Annotated in this window: 21 protein-coding genes and 2 pseudogenes; 17 read left to right on the top strand and 6 right to left on the bottom strand. The window is 73.3% G+C overall.

All coding sequences use genetic code 11. The features are described from left to right. The 5 genes from AB0L06_RS08890 to AB0L06_RS08910 all read left to right on the top strand — a co-directional run bounded on the left by AB0L06_RS08890 (position 1) and on the right by AB0L06_RS08910 (position 5345). A complete protein-coding gene (locus AB0L06_RS08890; RefSeq protein WP_500230360.1) occupies positions 1–504 on the top strand; it encodes a hypothetical protein in 504 nt (167 codons plus the stop codon). A gap of 75 nt (positions 505–579) precedes the next feature. Next, a complete protein-coding gene (locus AB0L06_RS08895; RefSeq protein ID WP_500230361.1) occupies positions 580–1515 on the top strand; it encodes an NADP-dependent oxidoreductase in 936 nt (311 codons plus the stop codon). A 471-nt stretch (positions 1516–1986) separates the two neighbouring features. Continuing rightward, on the top strand, positions 1987–3264 hold the full coding sequence (locus AB0L06_RS08900; protein ID WP_500230362.1) for a cytochrome P450: 1278 nt from the start codon (positions 1987–1989) through the stop codon (positions 3262–3264). 102 nt (positions 3265–3366) lie between these two features. Then, positions 3367–4527, top strand: a complete 1161-nt coding sequence (locus AB0L06_RS08905; RefSeq protein ID WP_500230363.1) for an SMI1/KNR4 family protein — start codon at positions 3367–3369, stop codon at positions 4525–4527. Next, a complete protein-coding gene (locus tag AB0L06_RS08910) occupies positions 4527–5345 on the top strand; it encodes a hypothetical protein (protein WP_500230364.1) in 819 nt (272 codons plus the stop codon). Before AB0L06_RS08905 ends, AB0L06_RS08910 begins: the two co-directional genes overlap by 1 nt. Positions 5346–5502: 157 nt before the next feature. On the opposite strand, the gene AB0L06_RS08915 is transcribed toward AB0L06_RS08910, so the two are convergent. Beyond that, positions 5503–5730 (bottom strand): hypothetical protein, encoded by a 228-nt coding sequence (locus AB0L06_RS08915; protein ID WP_500230365.1) that lies wholly within the window; start codon positions 5728–5730, stop codon positions 5503–5505. 256 nt (positions 5731–5986) lie between these two features. Between AB0L06_RS08915 and AB0L06_RS08920 the strand changes: the two genes are divergently transcribed. Then, entirely contained in the window at positions 5987–6190 is a 204-nt protein-coding gene (locus AB0L06_RS08920; RefSeq protein ID WP_500230366.1) for a cold-shock protein, read from the top strand. A gap of 255 nt (positions 6191–6445) precedes the next feature. Here AB0L06_RS08920 and AB0L06_RS08925 read toward each other — a convergent pair whose 3' ends face one another. Next, a complete protein-coding gene (locus AB0L06_RS08925; protein WP_500230367.1) occupies positions 6446–6916 on the bottom strand; it encodes a hypothetical protein in 471 nt (156 codons plus the stop codon). Between the two features lie 237 nt (positions 6917–7153). On the opposite strand from AB0L06_RS08925, the gene AB0L06_RS08930 reads away from it, so the two are divergent. Continuing rightward, a complete protein-coding gene (locus tag AB0L06_RS08930; protein WP_500230368.1) occupies positions 7154–7804 on the top strand; it encodes a hypothetical protein in 651 nt (216 codons plus the stop codon). 5 nt (positions 7805–7809) lie between these two features. After that, positions 7810–8358 carry a hypothetical protein gene (locus AB0L06_RS08935; RefSeq protein ID WP_500230369.1) on the top strand — a complete coding sequence of 183 codons (549 nt, stop codon included), beginning with the start codon at positions 7810–7812 and terminating at the stop codon, positions 8356–8358. Between the two features lie 66 nt (positions 8359–8424). On the opposite strand, the gene AB0L06_RS08940 is transcribed toward AB0L06_RS08935, so the two are convergent. Then, complete coding sequence (locus tag AB0L06_RS08940; protein ID WP_500230370.1) at positions 8425–9852, bottom strand: alpha/beta fold hydrolase; 1428 nt, start codon at positions 9850–9852, stop codon at positions 8425–8427. Positions 9853–10067: 215 nt separating this feature from the next. Between AB0L06_RS08940 and AB0L06_RS08945 the strand changes: the two genes are divergently transcribed. Further along, positions 10068–10559 (top strand): COG1470 family protein, encoded by a 492-nt coding sequence (locus AB0L06_RS08945; protein ID WP_500230371.1) that lies wholly within the window; start codon positions 10068–10070, stop codon positions 10557–10559. A gap of 7 nt (positions 10560–10566) precedes the next feature. Here AB0L06_RS08945 and AB0L06_RS08950 read toward each other — a convergent pair whose 3' ends face one another. After that, on the bottom strand, positions 10567–12204 hold the full coding sequence (locus tag AB0L06_RS08950) for an alpha/beta fold hydrolase (RefSeq protein WP_500230372.1): 1638 nt from the start codon (positions 12202–12204) through the stop codon (positions 10567–10569). Between the two features lie 221 nt (positions 12205–12425). On the opposite strand from AB0L06_RS08950, the gene AB0L06_RS08955 reads away from it, so the two are divergent. Further along, positions 12426–13844 carry an aldehyde dehydrogenase family protein gene (locus AB0L06_RS08955; RefSeq protein ID WP_500230373.1) on the top strand — a complete coding sequence of 473 codons (1419 nt, stop codon included), beginning with the start codon at positions 12426–12428 and terminating at the stop codon, positions 13842–13844. 149 nt (positions 13845–13993) lie between these two features. Then, on the top strand, positions 13994–14743 hold the full coding sequence (locus AB0L06_RS08960) for a hypothetical protein (RefSeq protein ID WP_500230374.1): 750 nt from the start codon (positions 13994–13996) through the stop codon (positions 14741–14743). A 37-nt stretch (positions 14744–14780) separates the two neighbouring features. Here the strand turns inward: AB0L06_RS08960 and AB0L06_RS08965 are convergent, their stop codons facing one another. Both AB0L06_RS08965 and AB0L06_RS08970 read right to left on the bottom strand, forming a co-directional pair. Next, a complete protein-coding gene (locus tag AB0L06_RS08965) occupies positions 14781–15416 on the bottom strand; it encodes a response regulator (protein WP_500230375.1) in 636 nt (211 codons plus the stop codon). Further along, complete coding sequence (locus tag AB0L06_RS08970; protein WP_500230376.1) at positions 15413–16633, bottom strand: sensor histidine kinase; 1221 nt, start codon at positions 16631–16633, stop codon at positions 15413–15415. The genes AB0L06_RS08965 and AB0L06_RS08970 overlap by 4 nt, the downstream gene beginning before the upstream one ends. Before the next feature lie 173 nt (positions 16634–16806). Between AB0L06_RS08970 and AB0L06_RS08975 the strand changes: the two genes are divergently transcribed. The 6 genes and pseudogenes from AB0L06_RS08975 to AB0L06_RS09000 all read left to right on the top strand — a co-directional run. After that, positions 16807–17895 (top strand): ABC transporter permease, encoded by a 1089-nt coding sequence (locus AB0L06_RS08975; RefSeq protein WP_500230377.1) that lies wholly within the window; start codon positions 16807–16809, stop codon positions 17893–17895. After that, on the top strand, positions 17892–18575 hold the full coding sequence (locus AB0L06_RS08980) for an ABC transporter ATP-binding protein (RefSeq protein ID WP_500230378.1): 684 nt from the start codon (positions 17892–17894) through the stop codon (positions 18573–18575). Before AB0L06_RS08975 ends, AB0L06_RS08980 begins: the two co-directional genes overlap by 4 nt. A gap of 62 nt (positions 18576–18637) precedes the next feature. Beyond that, a complete protein-coding gene (locus AB0L06_RS08985; protein WP_500230379.1) occupies positions 18638–19858 on the top strand; it encodes a site-2 protease family protein in 1221 nt (406 codons plus the stop codon). 165 nt (positions 19859–20023) lie between these two features. Then, a pseudogene (gene aroH, locus AB0L06_RS08990) lies at positions 20024–20380 on the top strand (chorismate mutase); the annotation flags it as partial. A gap of 33 nt (positions 20381–20413) precedes the next feature. Then, positions 20414–21286 (top strand): prephenate dehydrogenase, encoded by an 873-nt coding sequence (locus AB0L06_RS08995; RefSeq protein WP_500230389.1) that lies wholly within the window; start codon positions 20414–20416, stop codon positions 21284–21286. Continuing rightward, a pseudogene (locus AB0L06_RS09000) lies at positions 21286–21584 on the top strand (3-deoxy-7-phosphoheptulonate synthase); the annotation flags it as partial. The gene AB0L06_RS08995 and the pseudogene AB0L06_RS09000, both read left to right, overlap by 1 nt.

The raw sequence follows: 21584 nt of genomic DNA on the forward strand, positions 1-21584 counted from the left end.
ATGACCACTCCGAGCGGCCTGACCTCCCCTTTCCCGTCGAGAAGACCAGCCGCGGCGTACGACGACCTCCTCGCCAGAGTTCTGCCGCAGGCACGCGAACAGCGGATGTGGAGCCCGTCCGACGGACCCATGCCCAGCCTTTTCGTCAGCCACGGCGCCCCGTTCACCCTCGACGATCCGCAGTGGCTGGGCGACCTCTTCGACTGGGCGCGGTCGATTCCCGAACCCCGGGCCATCGTCGTCGTCTCGGCCCACTGGGAACAGGCTCCCGTCGCGATATCCGGAGCCGCGGCCGACATTCCCGTCGTGCAGATGTCGATGCCCGGCCTCGCCCTCACCGACTACCGCGCCAAGGCACCCGGTGCCGCGGTCGCCCATCCGACGGCCGACCACTTCGTCCCGCTGCTGCTCGCCGTCGGCGCCGCCGACGACCCCGGCAGCGCCGTGACCGCCATCGACCGCATGGTGATGGGCAACTCCACCCGGTCGGTGCAGCTGACCTGACGCCTCGGCGTGCTCACCGTTCCCGATCGCCTCATCCGATGGCGATGACATCAACACGCACTGGAGGAATGAGCCATGAAGGCAATCCGTTTCCACGAGTTCGGCGGCAGTGAGGTCCTGCGCTACGAGGACGTCGACCGTCCGGTCCCCGGCGCCGGGCAGGTGCTGGTGCGGGTGGCGGCCACGTCGTTCAACCCGGTCGACGACCACATCCGCGCCGGCGTCCTGGCCGACATGATCCCGATCGCCCTCCCCTACGTGCCGGGGATCGACCTGGCGGGCACCGTCGCCGAACTCGGCGCGGACGTGACGGGCCTGGAGGTCGGCGACCCGGTCGTGGCGATGCTGCCCCTCGACTCGGCCGGCGGCGCCGCCGAATACGTCCTCGCCCCGGCCGAGTCCCTGGCCAGGGCGCCCCGGACGGTCGAGCTGGCCGACGCCGCGGCGCTGCCGCTGACCGGCCTGGCGGCCTGGCAGACGGCGTTCGAGCTCGCCGAGCTGAAGCCGGGTCGGACCGTCCTGGTCAACGGGGCCGGGGGCGCGGTGGGCAGCCTCGTGGTGCAGCTCGCCGTCGACGCGGGAGCGCACGTGACCGCGGTGGACGCGCCGCAGCACGCCGACCGCCTTCGGGGCTACGGCGCGGACCGGGTCGCGGCTCCCCTCGACCTCGCCGCGGGCCCGGGCGCGGTGGGCGGCCCCTTCCAGGTCGTGGTGAACCACGTGCGCGTCTCCCCTGAGGAACTCGCGCGGCTGACGGACTACGTCGCCGAGGGCGGGGTCGCCGCCAGCACGGCGGGCCCGATTCCCGAGGACCCCACCCGGGGAGTGCGCAGCTCGAGCCTGTGGGTCCGCAGCGACGGACCCCAGCTGACCGAACTGGTCGCCAAGCTGGACGCCGGCAGGCTCCGGCTCCACGTCGCCGCCCGCCGCCCCGTGACCGAACTGGCCGCCGTCCATGAGGACGCCACCGCCGGACGGCTCCCCGGCAAGACGGTCGTGCTCGCTCCCTGATCCACCCGACCGGACCGCCCGCGACACGAAGATGTGACGCCGCGCCCTCAGTAACCGTAGAAGTCGGTGACCGCCTTACAGCGGGATGCTCGGCGGATTCACCGAGAGCACGAACCAACACCACTTCTCTCAGTAATGCCGCAGGTAGCGCCACCGGCACGGAAATATGGTCGGCTCCGGCGCCGAAAACGGCACAGGTGCTCTATTGCCCGCTCCGGTGCCGTGTGTCTATATGGGCGAACACGCCTTCCGCGAGTGCGGGAACGGCGCGATCCGAAAGGACGGTGGCCATGGCGAGGCTGGTCAAGCGTGCCCTGGGCATGCACAAGGCGCAGATGAAGGGCCGCTACATCATCTACCGCCTCCGCTAGCCGGGGCGGTGGCGCGGTGCCGGTCCAGGGTGAACAGCAAACCGGCACCGCGCCTTTCCATGCATGTTTTCCAGGTGGTGGCTGAAGGGCGGCGTTCAGGGTGTCCCAGCGCGTCAAAGAGACGATTCCCGGACCGCGCGGCGGCATTCTCGCGCGCCATCTGACGGCCTATGAGGCCGATCCGGCGGGCTTTCTCGAGGACTGCCGGCGCCGTTACGGCGACGTGTTCCGGTTCGACACCGGCGTGGTCGTGGTGACCGCCCCGGACCTGGTCGCCGAGGTGCTGGCGCGCACCAACCGCGACTCGGTGCCCAACGCCAACCCGCTCCAGGGCGGCCGCTTCCCGACCGCCGAGCAGACCCGCCGCTGGATGGACGCCCGGCAGCTCGCCGCCCCGACCCTCCGTTCGGCGGCACTGCCGAGCCGGCTGCCCGCCGTGCGCGCCGCGCTCGCCGCCGACCTGGCCGCCCTCGACGGGGCCTGGTTCGACCCGACCGAGGCGTGCTGGGCGATCTGCGTCCGCGCTCTGATGCCGCTCTACCTCCCGGACGAGTCGCCCGCGCTGGTGGACGCCGTGCTCGGCTCGTTCGACGCCGCCCGCCTCGCCGCCGAGGCCGCCGTGCGCGTCCCGTCCTGGATGCCGTCCCGGCTGCGTCGCCGGGTCCGGGACGCCGACGAGCGCGTCCGCGACACCATCACGCCCATGCTCGACTCCGGCACCACGGCCGGGACCGGCACGGTCCTCGGGCACATCCAGGCGCAGCCCGACGCCGTCCCCGGGGACGTCGCGATGGCCGCGATGGGGTTCACGCTGCTCGGCGCCGTCGGAACGATGGGCGCCGCCTGGTCCTGGATCCTCTACCACCTGGCCGCCCACCCCGAGGAGGCCGACCGCGTCCGCGAGGAGGCGGCGGCCGCGGACGACTTCACGGGCGACCCGGCGCGGACGCTCCCCTACACCTGGGCGTTCGCGCAGGAGGTGCTGCGGGTCCGGCCGCCCGCCTGGCTGCTGGGCCGGGACGCCGTCACCGCCGTCAAGCTCGGTGAGTTCGAGGTGCCCGCCGGGACCGCCATCATGTTCAGCCCCTACCTGCTGCACCACGATGAGCGCTGGTGGGCGCACGACCCGCACCGCTTCTCCCCCGAACGCTGGCTCGACACCGCCCGTCCGCACGAACCCGGCGCCTTCCTGCCGTTCGCGTCCGGACCACGCGGCTGCCTCGGCTCGCACCTCGGCCTCGCCGTGCTCGCGCTCACCGCCGCCCACATCACTACGCACCAGCACCTGGACGTCCCCGGCATCGACGCGATCACCACCTACTTCGGCCCGTCCACCCTCACTCCGTCCGGAATGCGAGCCCGCCTCACCGCGAGGTAGGTCGAGCACCGCCCGGCCCCCGCTTCCTGCCGAGCGTCCGCCCGTGTCGACGGCTCGTCACCGACCGGCCGTTTTGTCCCAGGCTCTCGGGATACTGCTCGCATGGAATGGAGACCATGGCTGTCGCGGTGGAGCAAGGAGTGGATCCGGGCCGCCGAGGAACCGGAGGCGCTCGAGCCGGACGTCGTCCGCGACCGCTGGCTCGGCTTCGCCCCGGCGACCCCCGAGGCGGTCGAGGCGGCGGAGGAACGGATCGGGATGCGGCTGCCGCCGTCCTACCGGGAGTTCCTGCTGACGACGGACGGCTGGCGCGACGCGGGCATCTTCGTCAACCGGATGTCCGACACGTCCGGCCTGGGTTGGGTCCGCGACCTGGAGTCCTACTGGACGGAGTGGGACAACCTCGCAGGTGAGGAGGACGAGGAGAGCGGGACCGGCCCGGTGACGCGGGGCCTGCTGATCTCGGCGGAGGCCGACGCGGGCATCCTCTTCCTCGACCCCGGAGACGTCGACGAGAACGGTGAGTGGGCCGCCTACTCCCTGTTCTCCTGGCGTGCCGCGCCGCCCGAGCGACACGCGTCCTTCCACGCGCTGATGGAGAGCCTGTACGCCGAGTTCCACCGCATGCGTCAGCCCGAGGGCGAGACGCGCGACGCGTGGGAGGCGAAGGTCGAGCAGGCCCGCGTCGACGCGCTCGCCGGTGCCGTGGACGACCCCGAGGCCGTCTTCGGCGAAGCCATGGAGTTCGGCAGCACCCGCGCCCAACTGCTGCTCGCACAGCTCCTGTGCTTCCTGGGACGTGAGAGGGAAGCCATGGGAATCGTCGCCGACCTGCTCATTGAGCCGGACGACCGGTCCGCCCGGGCGCTGTTCACCGAGGAGTTCCTGCCGCTGATGTTCGTCGACCACGAACGCGGCGACCACAGCTGGCGGTCGACGCTCCAGGACGTCGTCGCGGCGGACGATCCCGAACTGGTCCTGCACATCGCCGAGCGGCATGCCGTCCGCCACCGCGGCGAGGAGATCCCGCTGAACTTCGGCGCCCCTCCCGCGTTCGACGCGGCCGTCCGGGAGGCGCTCGATCGTCACGCGGACGACCCGGAGGCGCTGCGGCGGGACGTCCTCGACGCGCTCCCGCTGTGGCGGCCTCGCACCCCCGACCACATCGCCCCGGTCGCGCTGCTCGCCCACCCCGCCCTCGCCGCCGCCTTCGGTGACGGCCACGGGCACGACCTGCTGACCCGTCCGCGAGGTGCCCGATGATGCCCTTCCCCAGCCGGGACGACGCCGCCGCGGCGTTGATCATCCGTGAGTGCGGCGACCGGCACGACTTCCCCGAGACCGGCCTGCTGGAGCCCACCGGCACCGAACTCGATCACACCGGCAGGACCGTCAACGTGCAACGAGTCCCCTGTCGCAGGTGCGGCATGTGCAGGGTGAAGCGCTGGTCGCCGCCCGCCCCGGACACGTCCGAGCGGAGCGCCATGGCCATCGCGATGATCGGCACCTGTGAACCGCCCGAGCCGGGGGACGTGCCGGGCGTCGTCGAGCGCGCCGCGCGCCTGACGGACGAGGAGTACGCCGCCCACATCGCCGAGCGCGGCTTCCCCGCCCGTGTCCCGACCGATTTCGCTCCCGACCGGAGGGCGACCGCGACGCGAGAGGAGATCGACGTCGTTCTCCGGGTCCGCATGGGCCAGTTCGCGCTGCTCCGGCCAGGCGGGTCACTCGGTGACGTCCTTCCGGTGCCCGCCGGTGCCGAGTCCGCGGGCGACCTGATCGACGCGGTGGACGGAGCGGTGCTGTTCTGGCCGGATCTTCAGGACGGCGACCTGCGCCTGACCGTGGTGATCGACACCGCCGACCCCGGCCCCGATCCGTCCCACCACCGAGTGGCCGAACTGAGCGGCCGTTTCCACGGCGCCGTCGAGCTTCGCGAGGTAGCGGGACGGACCGTGGAGCTCCCGCCCCTACCAGCGGGATACGCCGACTACCGGTTCCGCCTCCACAGCACCGGCGACCGTGCGCTGCTGCAGATCTGGAGCCACCCCCGCACCGGACCTCGCGTCCTGGCGCCCTGAGGGCGCTCCGCGAAGGGTGAGCCCGGCGCCCCCCGCGCACCGGGCCGGGCTTGCTGACAGGCGCGACACCGTCGCGTCCTGGATCGTCGGCTGTTCTTCTGGGTGGACGCCCTGCCTCAGAATCGGCGGGGCGCCGGGAGCGGGGTCGACGCGGGTGTCAGAGCTTGAAGAGCTTCACGTACGGCGAGAGGATCTTCACCTTCTGGGTGCCGAAATCGACCAGGACGGCGCGTCCCGGCTCGACCCCCACGACCTGCCCAAGTCCGTACTTGTCGTGGGTGACCCGGTCCTCGAGGGCGAACTCCTGGACGGGCGGAGCAGCGGGCGGGGGCGGGAAAGGGCTGGTGGGCAGGCGGCGCCGACCAGCGGGTCCAGAAGATTTCATACTTGTAGTATGCGCCCCAGGGCGCTGTGGCGGGGCCGCTCGGCGACACCTGGGCCCAAAATCACAGCGATACCCGGGCGGAACCGGCCCTGTGTGCTAGCGTGTGGGGAGTTGCGGTTCCCATAGACATGTTTCATGCGCCTGTAGGATCTGACCTACAGGCGCATTTTTGTTGTTCTGGATCTTCCGGATGGGCCATCGCGGCGTCCCCGGCCACACACGGTGTGGGGCCGGGATCGACGAGAAGGAGATCGATATGGCCACCGGCACTGTGAAGTGGTTCAACTCGGAAAAGGGCTTCGGCTTCATCGAGCAGGACGGTGGAGGCCCGGACGTCTTCGCCCACTACTCCAACATCGCTGCCCAGGGCTTCCGGGAGCTCCTGGAGGGCCAGAAGGTGACGTTCGACATCACCCAGGGCCAGAAGGGCCCGCAGGCGGAGAACATCGTCGCCTCCTGACCAGCGGACCCACTGTGAGCGTCCCGTAAGGGGCTCCCGCAGTAGCCGCTAAGGTCCCCGCAGCTCGAGCCTCTGTCTCGAGTCTGTCGGGGGCCTTTTTCATTCCCGCCCCTCCCCCTCCCGGCGCGTCGCGCGCGGCCGGACCTGATCACGCGGCTGATCACGAATCCGCGCGACAGGCCCACGGATCTCAGCGCGCGAGGAGCCGGGCAGGGGCCCGCGCCCGAAGGAGCCGCGGGCCGGCCTCCTGGGGAGTCAGCGACCTGCCGGGGTGTAGTACTCGGCGGGGGCCTCGCCGTGTTCGTGGCCGCGGCCCCAGCGGCGCGGGGCCCAGGTGGGGACGAGGAGCGCGAAGCCCAGCATCGCGTCCACCCCGGAACCGAGGAGCATGCGGAGGCCGAAGTCCAGGTCGTCCGGGGCGTGCATCCGGGCGGGCAGGCCGAGCACCGCGCCGGGGTCGGCGAGGAACACCCCCGAGAGGCCGAGCAGCGTCAGCGCCGGGACGAGCGAGACCAGCGGGGACGCCCAGCGCGCGACGATGATCACCCCGGCGACCAGGCCGACGGCGGCCAGCAGGGCGAACGCGCCGGAGCCGCGGGTGTGGTCGGTGATGACCCGGTCGCCGCCGTCGAAGGACGCGGCCGCCTGCGCGTAGCCCCAGGCCGCCCCGGCCAGCAGCGCGGGGGTCAGCAGGATGCCGAGGAGGAGTCCGGCAGCGTGTCGCACCGCGCGTCACCTCCCCTCACCCCGGCCGCGCCGGGAGGGGGCGCGGTCACCGGACCATCAGACCACGAACACCCGCATCTCGTGGCGAATACGCCGTTTGCCGGAGCAATCCGGGCCTGACCGATTCCCGGCTCAGGGCATGTCCCCAGGAGCGTGTCCGTTTCGACGGGGAGCGGAGGGGCATCGGCGGCCCGTTCGTTCCGACGCATGTCGGAGTCGAGGCACGAGGAGGACGCAATGTCGACCGCCGTCATGGTCGTCGTCGCCGTCGTGATCGTCGTCGCGGTGGCGGCCGCGGCCCCGCCGGCCGTCCGGCGGGCCCGCACCCGCCGGCTGCGCCGGCGTTTCGGACCCGAGTACGACCGCGCCGTGGAACGGCAGGGCGGCAGAGCCGCCGCCGAGCGCGAACTGATCGACCGCGAGCGCCGACACGGTGAACTGTCGCTGCGCGAGCTGGACCCACGCCAGCGCGAGCTGTACCGCGGGCAGTGGACGGTGGTGCAGGAGAGGTTCGTGGACGCCCCGGAGGCCGCGCTCGATCAGGCCGACCAGCTCGTCACGGTCGTGATGGACCAGCGCGGCTATCCCGCCCACGACTTCGAGGACCGGGCGGCCCACCTGTCGGTGGAGCACAGCCGCGCCCTGGACCACTACCGGCGCGGGCGCGAGATCCGCCTGCGCGCCACCCGCGAGAAGACGTCGACCGAGGACCTGCGGCAGGCCATGGTGCACTACCGCGCGCTGTTCGAGGAGCTGGTCCCCGACCCGGCCGAGAAGCGAACCCAGGATCGAGTCGAAGAACACGCCGAAAGCCCTGCTGGGCAGGGGGCCGCCGCCCACGGGGCCGCCACCGAGCAGCGGGGCGGCGGCCCCGCGCCGAGGAGCTGATCACCATGTCCACCGACCATTCCGATCCGGCACGCGAACCGCGCCGTCCTGACGTGCCGGGAACATCGTCCGCACCGCCTTCGGATCGCGTCGTCGCAGGACACGCGGGCCGCGGGCAGAACGGGCCCCGGGTTCCCGCGCCCGGCGTCCCGGAGCCCGGCGCCGCCGCGTCGGCGAACAAGGCGTCCGGCCCTCAGGTGGCCGGCGGCGTGACGCCCGGGGAACGGGCGCCCGCTGATCGGACGGCGGCGGACCACGGTCCGAGGGCTTCCGGGTTCGGCGACGTGCTGCTTCCGTCGGAAGAGGTCGCCCGCTACCGGAACCGCTGGCGCGCGTTGCAGTCCGCGTTCGTGGACGATCCGGGCGAGTCGGTCCAGAAGGCGGACGAGCTGGCCGCCGAGATGGTCACCGCGATCGGACGGGCGCTGACCGCGCGCAAGCGCGAGCTGGACGGTCGTGTGCGCACCGGGGACCGGGAGCCGTCCGACACCGAGCGGCTCCGGCGGACCCTGCGCGACTACCGCGACCTGGTGGACCGGATGCTCGAGGTGTGAGGTGGGAACGCGCCGCCGTCCGGACGGGGACGACCCGTCCGGACGGCGGCGTCTCGCGGGCGTGGATCAGCCGTTGAGGAAGGAGTAGACGGCGTCGCGGCCCTGGGTGCCGCGCTCGCGGTTCTGGATGGAGTGGCTCGCGCCCTTGACGATGACGAGCTTGCCCTGCGGGGCGTTCGCGAGTTCCTCCTTGGCCCATTCCATGGGCGTGGACAGGTCGTGGTCACCGTTGACGATCAGGATCGGCACCGGCGGCAGCTTCTGCTTCGGCTCGTCGGTGTGCCGGGCGACGGGCCAGGTCAGGCACTCCTGGATGAAGCCGTTGCCGGCGGCGGTGGCGGAGGTGAACGGCCACGTCGCGCTCGCGGGCAGGTGCCGGCGGGCGTAGTCGAGGGCCGCCGGGCGCTGCGCGACCGGGGTCTCGGACGTCCCCCACGGGAAGTTGCCGTCGCCGCAGATGGTGGCCTCGTGCAGGCCCGCGCTGAAGCTCGCGAGCGGGTCGCCGCCGGGCGCCATCAGCTTCATCAGGGCGTCCAGCCGGGTCGCGTCACCGAGCCGGGCGGCGTGCATCGCGCCGATCACGTCGCCGGATCCGGCGGGCAGCCCGGAGGGGTTCGGGTCGCGGTAGGACGGGTCGACGAACTCGTAGGAGACGAGCATGTCCCAGAGCAGGACGGCGTCCTTGCGGTGGCGGGCCAGGTAGGCCACGTCCTGCGCCGGGTCGTAGCCGCAGGCGGGCGCGGTCTGGCAGGCGGCGCGCAGGACGCGGGCCACGGCGTGCTGCCCGGTGGTGTAGAGCATCTGCTCGCGGTTGGGGTCGGTGTGCGGCAGCACCGAGTCCAGGACGACCTTGTCGACGTGGCCGGGGTGGAACGCCGCGTAGTTCGCCGCCGTGAACGAGCCGTAGGACACGCCGTCCACGACCCACTTGTTCACGCCGAGCGCGCTCCGGAACATGTCCAGGTCGCCGACGGTCTGCTCGGTGGTGTAGTAGCTGCGCTTGTCGCCGACGACGGAGGCGCACTCGGCCACGGCGTCCCGGGACGCGGGCGCGATGTCGGAGCTGCCGACCTCCGCCTGCATCTTCGGGCAGTCGATCGCGCCGAACGCGCCGGTGCCACGCTGGTCGATCATGACGAACCGGTAGTTCTTCGCCAGGTCCGGCAGCCGCTGCTGCATGATCCGGGTCAGGAAGGGCACGCCCGGCTGGCCGGGGCCGCCGGTCAGGAACAGCAGGGTGCCCTTGGGGGCGTCGGTGTTGTCGGACATCCCGACCTGGAGGTCGAGCGTGCCCTTGGACGGGTCCCGGTGGTCGAGCGGGACCTGGAGCGTCGCGCACGTGAAGCCGGGCTGCCCGTCGCACGGATGCTGACCGGCGAGCCCCGGCTTGGACGAGGGCGCCGCCGGGGACGACGCGGCCGCGGCCGCCGCCGTCCCTCCCGCCAGGGTCAACGTCAGTCCCGCGACGATCGCCGCGGAGAGTCGTGATCGCATGGGGGGATGATGTCCCGCCCGTCCGTCCAAGCCCAGCGGCTTCGCCGGAACCGGCCATCGGCCTGCCGACTCCGGCCATCGCGCCGCCGGACTCCCCCGCCGACCGCCAGAACGGCTCCGACCTGCGGCGCGACGCGCCGGAACCGCTCGATGGGTGATCGAAGGCGGCCGGAGGACTAGCGTGCCGCGCAGGTTCGATCACGGAAGGTGAAGTGATGGGAAGACGTCCATTCGCGTTCCTCGCGGCCGCGACGGCGGTGGTTTTCGCCGCGCTGACGGCCGGGCCGGCGGCCGGCGCCGCGACGGGTTCGTCCGCCGGGCGCGAGCGGTATCCGGCGGATCTCAGCCTCGCCGGGCACGCCAACCACCGCCGTCCGCTCCCGGGCGAGGTCCAGGAGGTGCGTTGGACGGTCCGCAACCACGGCAGTCGTCCGGTGACCGCGGTGGATCTGGACGCGACGGTCCCCGAGGTCTGGAGGCTCCAGGACGACTCGGGCTGCGCGCGCCGCGACCGCGGACGCCTGCACTGCGCCCTCGGCCCGCTGTCGCGGGGCGAGTCGCGGACCGTCCGGTTCGAACTCGCCGTCCCGCCGCGTCCGCGCCTCGGCTTCGAGGACTACCGGGCGCGGACACGCTTCACCGTGGACGGCACCGGGTACGACGGGCCGTCCGCGCACATGCGCGTGGAGGTCGTCCGCCACCGCTGACCGCGCTTCACGTCCTGGACGGGGACGCGGCGCGCGCGGGGGTCGGGTCGCCGAGTCGCGAGACGTGCACGATGGGTCGGGCGGGCAGCCTGTCCTTCAGCCAGTAGGCGTCGAAGATGGCGTCGACACCGCCCGGACGCCGGTCGCCGCGGTGGACGATGACGTGCGTGCGCTCACCGTCCTGGACGACCAGGTGCGAGCCCTTCAGGATCTTCCGCAGCCTCAGCGCGTCGGCGTACGGGGTGGCCGCGTCGTGGGTGGCCTGGAACAGCAGGATGTTCTTGGGCAGGTCCCGCGTCCGGCCGACCTGGACCGGGGTGCCCGGCTTGGCGCGCCAGTACAGGCAGGGGGCGTTGTACCAGGTGTTGAACCAGGTCGCGAACGGCGCCCTGCGGTCCATGCGGGTCGTGTCGGCGCGCCACTTCCGCCAGGTCCGCGGCCACGTCACGTCCGAGCACTGGATGGCGTGGTAGGCGGCGAACTCGTTGTCGTCGCTGCCGCCGGTGGTGTTGGCGCCGAAGGTGTCGAGGAAGGCGCCCGTGTCACCGGACTTGTAGGCGGAGAGACCGGCGGCGTAGGTGTGCCATACGGACTGGCTGCGCTTGTACGCGACGTCCTGGAGGGAGTCCACGAGCTCGGCCGCGCCGACCGCGACTCCGTTCTTGACGACGGGCGTCCGGGTGAGCCTGGCTTCCAGGTCGTAGTAGAACTTCCGGACCGCCGCCTTGGTCCTGCCCAGGTGGTAGTGGTCGTCGTAGCGGGCCAGCCAGCCGAAGTAGTACTCGATGTTCTCGTTGAACGCGACGTTCTGTGGCGCCTGCGCGCCGTACCAGACGTTGTCCGGGTTGACGTTGCCGTCCAGGACCATCCGGCCGACGCGCTTGGGGTACACCGTGGCGAAGACCTGGCCCAGGTACGTGCCGTACGAGCCGCCGTAGTAGTTCAGTTTCCGGGTGCCGAGGGCGGCCCGGATCGTGTCCATGTCACGGACCGCGTCGATGGTCTTCATGTGGTCGAGCAGGTTCGTCGCGGAACCCTTGCCGTACTTGCGGGCGCAGGCGTCCGCGTACGCCTTCGACCGCTTCAGCCACTTCGCTTCGAGCGCGGCGTCGCCGTGGCCGTACGCGGGCCGGGGGGCGTTGCCGTAGTCCGGGTCGCACCTGATCGCGGGCTTGCTGAAGCCGATGCCGCGCGGGTCGAACCCGATGACGTTGTAGGCCGCCTGCATCGGGGCGGAGTTCAGTGCGTAGAAGGCGGGGGCGAACAGGGCGCCACTGGCGCCCGGCCCGCCCGGGTTGACCACGATGTCGCCCTTGGCCTTGCCGGTGCCCCGGTGCGGGAGCCGGGTCAGCTGGAGCGTGATCCTCTGACCGCCGGGACGGGCGTGGTCGAGCGGGACGCCGAGTTCGGCACATTGGATGATCCTCGAGACCGCGACCGGGCCGAGGCGGTCGTAGGCCTTCGCCCCCTTGACGATGCCGTCGCCGCAGGCGTGCCACTTCAGGCGCGCGGGACGGAACGCGCCGGAGGAGTCCGCCGCCGCGTCCACACCCGCCGCGTCCTTGCTCGCCGCGTACACACTCGCGGCGCCGAGTCCGGTGATGCCCAGACCGGCCGCCGCCACCGCGGCGATGAGCTTCTTCACGAAACCACCTTCGGGTCGGATCGTCACAGCGAGAACGACGCTACGGCGCGAAACGATCACCGCCCATGCGGCTGGCAGGCGCCCCGGGGTAGGGCTGCCTCCAGGGGCCTAGCCCTACCGCGCGCGTTCTCGAGGGCCGTCCCGCGCATCCATGGGCCGGACGGGGTGGTCGTGATCGTCCGGCGGGTGAATACTGAATCCCGTTCGGCAAAGGTGCCGAGGTGGGAGGTTCCATGGCCGGGTACACGATGACGATCGGCGGCGAGGCCGCCGCGGCGGCCGGGACGTTCGGGGTGGTGAACCCGGCGACCGGCGAGGTCGCCGAGCAGGCGCCGGACGCGACGAGGGAGCAGCTCGACGCGGCGATGGACGCGGCCCAGACGGCCCGCGCCGGGTGGCGGGCCGACGAGAAGGCGCGGCGCGAGGCGCTGCGCGCGGCGGCGGACGTGCTGTTCGCGCGGTCGGAGGAGATCGGCCGGGTCATCACGCTCGAGCAGGGCAAGCCGCTCGGCGACGCGACGATGGAGGCGGTCGGCGCCGGGGTCTGGCTGAAGTACTTCGCCGACCTGGAGCTGCCGCGCGAGGTCATCCAGGACGACGCGTCCGCGTTCGTCGAGGTCGTGCGGCGTCCGCTGGGGGTCGTCGCGGCGATCACACCGTGGAACTTCCCGCTGCTGCTCGCGGCCTGGAAGCTCGGCCCGGCGCTGCTCGCGGGCAACACCGTCGTGCTCAAGCCGTCCCCGTACACGCCGCTGTCCAGCCTGCTGCTCGGCGAGGCGCTCCGGGACGTCCTGCCGCCGGGCGTGCTGAACGTGGTGAGCGGCGGCGACGAGCTCGGCGCGTGGATGACGGCGCACCCGGTCCCGCGGAAGATCAGCTTCACCGGGTCCGTCGCGACGGGGAAGCGGGTCGCCGCGTCCGCCGCACCCGACCTGAAGCGCGTCACCCTCGAACTCGGCGGCAACGACCCGGCGATCCTGCTGGACGACGTGGACCCGGGCGCCATCGCCGACAAGCTGTTCGGCGCGGCGTTCATGAACAACGGCCAGGTCTGCTCGGCGGTCAAGCGCGTGTACGCGCCGGAGGCGATCTACGACGACGTCGTGGAGGCGCTGGCCACGCGGGCGCGCGAGGCGAAGGTCGGCGACGGGACGTCCGAGGGCGTGCGGTTCGGGCCGATCAACAACAAGCCCCAGTTCGAGCGGGTCTCGGAGCTGGTGGCCGACGCGCTCGCGGGCGGCGCGAAGGCGGCGGCGGGCGGTCGTCCGATGGACCGTCCGGGCTACTTCTTCGAGCCGACCGTCCTCGCGGACGCCAAGGACGGCACCCGGATCGTGGACGAGGAGCAGTTCGGCCCGGCGCTGCCCGTGATCGCCTACCGCGACCTGGACGAGGCCGTCGCCCGCGCCAACGGCACCCACTTCGGCCTGTCCGGCTCGGTGTGGGGCGGCGACGCCGACCGCGCCGCCGAGGTCGCCGGGCGCCTGGAGTGCGGGACGTCCTGGGTGAACACCCATCTCGCGCTCGCCCCGCACCAGCCGTTCGGCGGCTTCAAGTGGAGCGGCGTCGGCGTCGAGAACGGCCCCTGGGGCGTGTACGGCTTCACCGACCTCCAGGTCGTCCACCGCGCCAAGTCCTGACCGCACGCCGCACCGACGTCGCGGTGTCCGGGAAGGGAACCGAGTCCGGAAAGTGACGTGGTCGCTACTGGCGGCATGGCCCCGGGATGGGACACTTTGCCCTGGGACGCGGGAGCGGGCACGCGCGAGACCGAACGTGGAGGAGCTGGATGGACGGCTGGGACGTCATGCGTCAGGACGACCTCGGCAACGAGTTCCGGGTGGCGAGTTTCGACTCGCGGATCTCGGCGCTCGCCCGGGCCCTGGTGCTGGAGAGCGGCGTCCCGCACAAGCAGCACTACTGGGTCGCGGGTCCGGAGGGACCGGCGCTGCGCACCAACCGCGAGCTGTACCTGCATTTCCTGCACATCGGGCAGGAGGCGCGGTCGGCGTCCTGGTCGCTGTCGGCGTTCCTGCGGGCGCTGTGGAAGGTGAGCGGCCCGCTGCGCGACCGCGGCGGCGTCGAGCCGGACGACGTCGCCGCGATGTTCACCGCCGCCGCGCTCTCCCCGCCTCCCCCGTTCGACCCCGCGTGGCGCACCAAGGACCTCGCGCTCGCCGGGGACGAGCCGTCCGACCACGGCGACTGGGAGCGCGTGCTGCTGTCCCAGCTCGCCGACCTGGAGGACTTCACCGAGAGCCCGCCGGGGCCGCGCGCCCGGTTCGGCGTCGACGCGCCCCGTCCGCCGGGCTCGGGCCGCCGCGCCACCCCGGCCCGCTGGTACAACTTCGACCCGGCGACGTACCTGGAGTGCGCCGTCGCGGGCAGCGTCGGAGGCTGGGACGCCGCCGACGGCGCGCGCGTCCCCCTGGCGGACGCCGTGGGCACCGCCCTGCCGCGCTCCTACGTCCGGGACATCACCGCCATGTCGTGGGCCGACCTCGCCCGCATCGCGGTCTGCGGCCAGATGTACCAGTAGCGAGGGCGGTGGGCGGGCGGCTCCGCGCCGGCCCGGGTCAGCGGCGGATGAGGCCGAGTTCGGTGGCGGTGGCGACGGCGGCGGTGCGCGAGTCGACGTTGAGTTTGGCGTAGATGCGGGCCAGGTGGGACTTGACGGTGCCCTCGGTCAGGTGGAGCCGCTCGCCGACGGCGTGGTTGGAGAGGCCGCCCGCGACCAGGGTGAGGACCTCGGTCTCGCGTCGGGTCAGGGCGGCGCCGGGCGTGCGCAGGCGGTTCATCAGCCGGTCGGCGACCGCGGGCGCCAGTGTGGTGCGTCCGGCGGCCGCCGTGCGGACCGCGGCCGCCAGGTCTTCGGGCGGGGCGTCCTTGAGGAGGTATCCGGTGGCCCCGGCCTCGATCGCGGGCAGGGTGTCGGCGTCGGAGTCGTAGGTGGTGACGACCAGGACGCGGGGGGCTCCCGGCCGGGCGGTGATCAGGGCGGTGGCCTCGGCCCCGCCCATCCCGCGGCCGAACTGGAGGTCCATCAGCACCACGTCGATGTCGCCCTCGGCGGCGCGGGCGACGGCGTCCTCGGCGGTGGCGGCCTCGGCGACCACGGCCAGGCCGGGCTCGGTCTCCAGCACCGCGCGCAGCCCCGCCCGCACCACGGGATGGTCGTCGGCCAGCAGCAGGCGGATGGGAGTGTCGGTCACGGGCGGGCCTCGGGTTCGGTCTGGACGGACGGGACGAGCGGGAGCCGGGCGGCCAGGACGGTGCCGTGGCCGGGGGCCGACTCGACGGTGAGGATTCCGCCGAGGGCCTGCGCGCGGGCCCGCATGCCGGCCAGCCCGAACCCGCCGGTCTCGGGGTCGGGGGCGGGCAGGCGGGTGGGGTCGAAACCGCGTCCGTCGTCGACGACGTCCAGGGAGACGTGGTCACCGCCGTAGCCGAGCGTGACCTCGGCGGTGGTGGCCTCGGCGTGCCGGACGGTGTTGGCGAGGGCGGACTGGGCGATGCGCAGCAGCGCCACCTCGTGCGCGGTGGCCAGCGGGACGGGCTCGCCGGTGAGCCGGAAACGCGCGGTGAGCCCGTGCCGGGCCGAGGTGGCGGCGCACAGGCGCTCCAGGGCGCCGGCGAGGGTGGTGCCCTCCAGCGCGGGCGGGGTGAGGGCGGCGACGAAGCGGCGGGCCTCGGCGAGGTTGTCCACGGCGGCCTGCCGCGCCTGCTCGACGTGGCGGGACGCGTTCTCCGGTGACCCCGGCAGGGCCCGTTCGGCGGCGCGCAGGAGCAGCTGGATGCTGGACAGGCCCTGGGCGAGGGTGTCGTGGATCTCGCGGGCCAGGCGGTCGCGTTCGGCCAGGACGCCCGCGGTGTGCTGGACGGCGGCCAGGTCGGCGCGGGTGGCGGTGAGCTCCTCGATCAGGGCGCGGCGGTGTTCGCTCTCCCGGTACAGGGCCTGGTAGCCCCAGACGACCGCGACCGCCACGGCGGCGCCGAGCGCGGGGCCGATGGCCATGGCGGGGCTGAAGGAGCCCTGGTGGACGGCGTAGCCCGCGATGGCCGCGGCGGCGGTGGCGGCCACGGACGCCAGCCCGGCGCGGCGCGGCAGCAGGTGCAGCTGGAGGAAGTACAGCGGGAAGGCCACCCACACGGCGTCGGGGGTCAGGACGAGCAGCACCAGCCACACGGCGCCCACGGCGGCCAGCCACAGCGCGGCGGCCCGCCGCGACCGCCGGACGCCCGGCAGCAGGGGCCCGGCCGCGTACACCAGGCCGCACGCCGTCGCGGCGGCGGTGATCAATCCGGCGTGCGGACGGGCGTCCGCCAGGGCCCGGCCGGCGGTCAGGACGAGCAGGCCGATGACCAGCAGGTGCAGGCACCAGGACAGGGCTCTGGTGGTCGGCGTCAGGGCGGGAGCAACGTGGTTCACGGTACGTCCCAGGCTACGAGGCCGGGCTCCCACCCGCCTCTATCGAAAGTTGGAACCCGCGTGTCGTCTTTCGGCCCGTCAAGTGCCGTCCTGCGCCGGATGTGGGGGCCGGGGGCCGGCGGCGAGAGTGGGTGAACACCCGCTCACACCGTCGGAAAGGACAGGTCGAGGCCGTGTTCGTCGCCTGGAGAGACCTGAGGTTCGCCAAGGGGCGCTTCGCCCTGATGGGGGCCGTCATCGTCCTGATCACCCTGCTGGTCGGGCTGCTGTCGGGGCTGACCGCCGGGCTGGGCAGGCAGAACGTCTCGGCGATCACGGGCCTGCCCGCCGACCGGATCGTGTTCCAGGCTCCCGGCGGCGGCCAGAAGCTCTCGTACTCCGACTCCATCGTCACCCAGGCGCAGTGGCGGCAGTGGTCCCGGGCTCCCGGCGTGCGGAGCGCCGATCCCCTGGGGATCACCACGACCAGGGCCACCGCCGGGAACAGGAGCGCCGCCGTCTCGGCCTTCGGCGTCGAGCCCGGCTCCCGCCTCGCCCCCGACAGCGGCGAGATCAACGACGGCGCGGTGGTGCTGTCGACCGCGGCCGCGGGCGACCTCGGCGTGAAGGCCGGCGACTCCCTCGCCCTGGCGGGCCGTCCGTTGAAGGTGGCCGCCGTGCGGGGGGACGCCTCCTTCAGCCACACTCCTGTGATCTGGACCAGCCTGGACGTCTGGCGCAGGACCGCACCGCCCACCGGCGGCGGGCAGGGCCCGACCGCCACCGTGATCGCGGTGAACACCGCGTCCGGGGCGGACACGGCGGCCGTCGACCGGCGGGTCGGCACCAAGACGGTCTCCACCCGGGACTCCCTCTCGGCGATCGGCTCCTACACCTCCGAGAACGGCTCCCTGCAGCTGATGCGCGGCTTCCTGTTCGCGATCTCCGCGCTGGTCATCGGGGCCTTCTTCACCGTGTGGACGATCCAGCGCAGCGGCGACGTCGCCGTCCTGAAGGCCCTGGGAGCCTCGACCGCCGGCCTGCTCGGGGACGCCTTGGGCCAGGCGCTGGTCCTGCTGACGGGAGGGACGCTGATCGGCACCGGGATCGCCGCCGCCCTGGGGGCGCTGGTGGCCCGCTCGGCCGTGCCGTTCCTGCTCACGCCCGGCACCGTCCTGGTCCCGGCCGCCGTGATCATCCTGCTCGGCGCCCTCGGGGCCGCCCTGTCCGTCCGCCGCATCACCTCCGTCGACCCGCTGACCGCCCTCGGGAGCGCCCGATGAGCCTCAACCTGACCGGCATCACCCTCACCTACCCGGACGGCGACACCCGCCTGACCGCCCTGGACCAGGTCACCCTCGACGTCCCCGAGGGCACCCTGGCGGCCGTGGTCGGCCCGTCCGGGTCCGGCAAATCCAGCCTGCTCGCGGTCGCGGCCACCTTGATCACCCCGGACGCGGGCACCGTCACCATCGATGGGGCCGCCACCACCGGCCTGTCCCGCGGCGAGCTGGCCGAGCTGCGCCGCCACAAGATCGGCATCGTCTTCCAGCAGCCCAACCTGCTGGCCTCCCTCACCGCCGCCGAGCAACTCCAGGTGATGGCCCGGATCGGCGGGCGCGGGCCGCGCGGCGCCCGCGCCCGGGCGCTGGACCTCCTGGACGCGGTCGGCCTGGCCGACCAGGCGGGCCGCCGCCCCCACCAGCTCTCCGGCGGCCAGCGCCAGCGCGTCAACATCGCCCGGGCCCTGATGAACGCCCCGTCCGTCCTGCTGGTCGACGAGCCCACGAGCGCCCTCGACCACGAACGCGGGGCCGCCGTCCTCGACCTGATCACCCGCCTCACCCGCCAGCGGGGCACGGCCACGGTGCTGGTCACCCACGACCGGAGCCACCTCACCGCCGCCGACCGGATCGCCGAGGTCCGCGACGGCCGCCTCCGCTCGCGGTCGTCGACCGCCTGAGCCGGTGCCGCCCGGCGAGCGGGCCCCGCCGGGTGGCAGGGTGGAGGTTGAGGTGGTGTCCCATGAGGCAGAACCTTCGGCTGGGAACGATCGCCGGGATCCCCGTGGGGCTGCACTGGTCGGTGCTGGTGATCATGACGCTGATCACCGGCGGTCTGGCGCTCGGGGTGCTTCCCCCGGCGCGGCCGGGGCTGCCCGCGGTGGTGTACCTGCTCACCGCGCTGCTGGTCGCCCTGGCGTTCTTCGCCTGCCTGGTGGCGCACGAGCTGGCGCACTGCGTGGTCGCGCTGCGGTCGGGCGTCCGGGTCAAGAGCATCACCTTGTGGATGCTGGGCGGTGTCTCCGAGTTCGAGTCCGAGGCCCCGACCCCGCGCGGCGACCTCGCCATCGCGATCGCGGGGCCCGCGACCAGCCTCCTGCTCGGCCTGGTCGGCGGGGCGGGCGCGGTCCTGGCCGAGGCCTGGCACGCGCCGAGGCTGGTCGACGTCGGGCTGGGCTGGCTCGCGGCGACGAACCTCCTGCTCGGCGTCTTCAACCTGCTGCCGGGCGCGCCACTGGACGGCGGCCGGGTGCTGCGCGCGCTGCTCTGGTGGCGCTCCGGCGACCGGGCCCGCGCGGACCGGGCGGCCACCGGCGCCGGACGGTTCATCGGCGCGGGGCTGATGGGGCTGGGAGTGGTGGAGGTGCTGTTCGCGGGCGTCGCCGGGTTCTGGCTGGTGCTGCTCGGCTGGTTCCTGATGCGCGCATCCCAGGCCGAACAGGTCGCCCGCGAGGTCAGGGGGTCGCTGGGCGGGCTGGACGCCGCCGGGGTGATGACGCCGCGTCCCGAGGTGGCCGCCGCCTGGAACACCATCGCCGACTTCACCCTCCGGATCGTGGACGACTCGCACCAGTCGGTCTTCCCCGTCGTGGACGTGGACGGCCGTCCCGTGGGCGTGGTCGACATGGCGAGGCTCGACCGCTTCCTCGCCCGCGGTCTGGCCTCGTCCCGGATGGACGCCGTCGCCGTCGGCGTCCCGCCGGAGTACCGCGTCGCCCCGTCCGTCCCGGTCATGGAACTGCTCGGACGCCGTCCCCTGGCCGGGGGCGTCCTGGCCCTCGTCGTCGAGGACGGCCACCTCCTCGGGATGGTCACCGTCCACGACATCGAGCGAGCGATCCGCCGTCAACGGCTCATCGCCGAGGCCCCGGCCGGCCGGGTCGACCAGGCCGGACACGGCGAGGCAACCGGACACGACCGCCGGGAGGACCACGACGGCCCCGCCGAACCGCCGGGCATCTAGCGAGGGGACCATAGTCCGACGCCTCGGCGAGGCCATTCGATTTTCCCTGTGAGGGAGTGTCATCGGGCGCGGTTCACCTTGCCTTCGGTGGACACCTTCGGCTGGCTACCGTGAGGGACTCTCGATCGGCGTTGATTTCCCCTCTCAGCGTTAGGGGTTCTCCCTATGGTGGTTCGAGCCATTCGTGGCGCCGTTCAGGCTCCGCGGAACTCCGCCGAGTGCATCCGTTCGGTCACCAGGGAGCTCGTCGCCGAGACGCTGGCGCGAAACGCCGTGGGGCCCGCGAACCTGATCAGCATCCTGTTCACGGCCAGCCCGGATCTGAACGCGGGGTTCCCCGCCGCGGCGGCGCGGGAGATGGGGCTGGACCAGGTGCCGCTGATGTGCGCGTCGGAGATCGACGTGCCGGACGCGGTGCCGCGGGTCGTCCGTCTGCTGGCGCACGTCGAGCTCCCGGACGCGCGTTCCGAGGTGACGCACGTGTACCTGGGCGGAGCGGCGGCGCTGCGGCCCGACCTTGCGGCCGGGGCTCCCTCCGGTGGAGGCACGGCGGTCATCGTCGGCAGCGGGTTGATGGGGACGTCGCTCGGACTCGCCCTGACGGCCAAGGGGTGGCGGGTGTCGCTCGCCGACCGGGACCCGGGGGTGGCGCTCGCGGCGGAGCGGCGTGGCGCGGGACGTGCCCTGACCGGGGACGATCCGGACGAGCCCGCCGACGTCGTCGTCCTCGCGGTGCCCCCGCGCGAGGTGGGGTCCGCCCTGGCCGACGCGCAGAAGCGGCGTCTCGGCAGGGCGTACACCGATGTGTGCAGCGTGAAGGAGCGGCCCACCGCCGAGGCGTCGGAGCTGGGCTGCGACATGGCGAGTTTCGTCGCCGGGCATCCGCTGGCGGGCCGGGAGAAGTCCGGGCCGCAGGCGGCGCGCGCGGACCTGTTCGCCGGGCTTCCGTGGGTGCTGTGCCCGGACGCGGAGACGGCGCCGGAGGCACTCGCGGCCGTGCTCGCGCTGGTCCGGGCCAGCGGAGCCGAGCCCGTCCGGCTCGGCCGGACCGAGCACGACCGGGCCACGGCGCTGGTCTCGCACGCGCCGCACGTGGTCTCCGCGGCCATGGCGGCGCAGCTTCGGCCCGCCGAGGACGCCACGTTGCGGCTGGCCGGGCGGGGTGTGGCGGACGTGACGCGCAAGGCCGCGGCGGCACCGGGGCTCTGGACGGAGATCCTGGTGGGCAACGCCCTGCCGGTCGCCGGGGTGCTGGAGGACGTCGCCGGCGATCTCACGCGCACCGCCGCGGCGCTGCGGGCGTCCGCGCTGGAGGGGACGCCGGACGCCGAACGGGAGGTTCACGAACTGCTGAGGCACGGCCAAGAGGGCCGGGCCCGGATGATGGCGGCCGGGGCGCTCGGCGACCTGGCGGGTGAGGAGCGCTGATGGTGGTGGTGATGGCCGTCCAGGCCACCGAGGACGAGGTGCAGGCGGTCGCGGGCCGGGTCCGCGCGGCGGGGGGCGCGGCCTTCGTCAGCCGGGGGGTGAGCCGGACGGTGATCGGGCTCGTCGGCGACGTGGCGGCGTTCGAGACGCTCAGCCTGCGGTCCATGGCGGGGGTGAGCGACGTCGTCCGGATCTCGGCCCCCTACAAGCTCGTCAGCCGCGAGAACCACCGCGAGCGGTCGGTCGTCCGGGTCGGCGGCGTCCCGATCGGCCCCGGCACCATGACCCTCATCGCCGG

The organism is Spirillospora sp. NPDC052269, assembly GCF_040679435.1.
Taxonomy (GTDB): domain Bacteria; phylum Actinomycetota; class Actinomycetes; order Streptosporangiales; family Streptosporangiaceae; genus Spirillospora.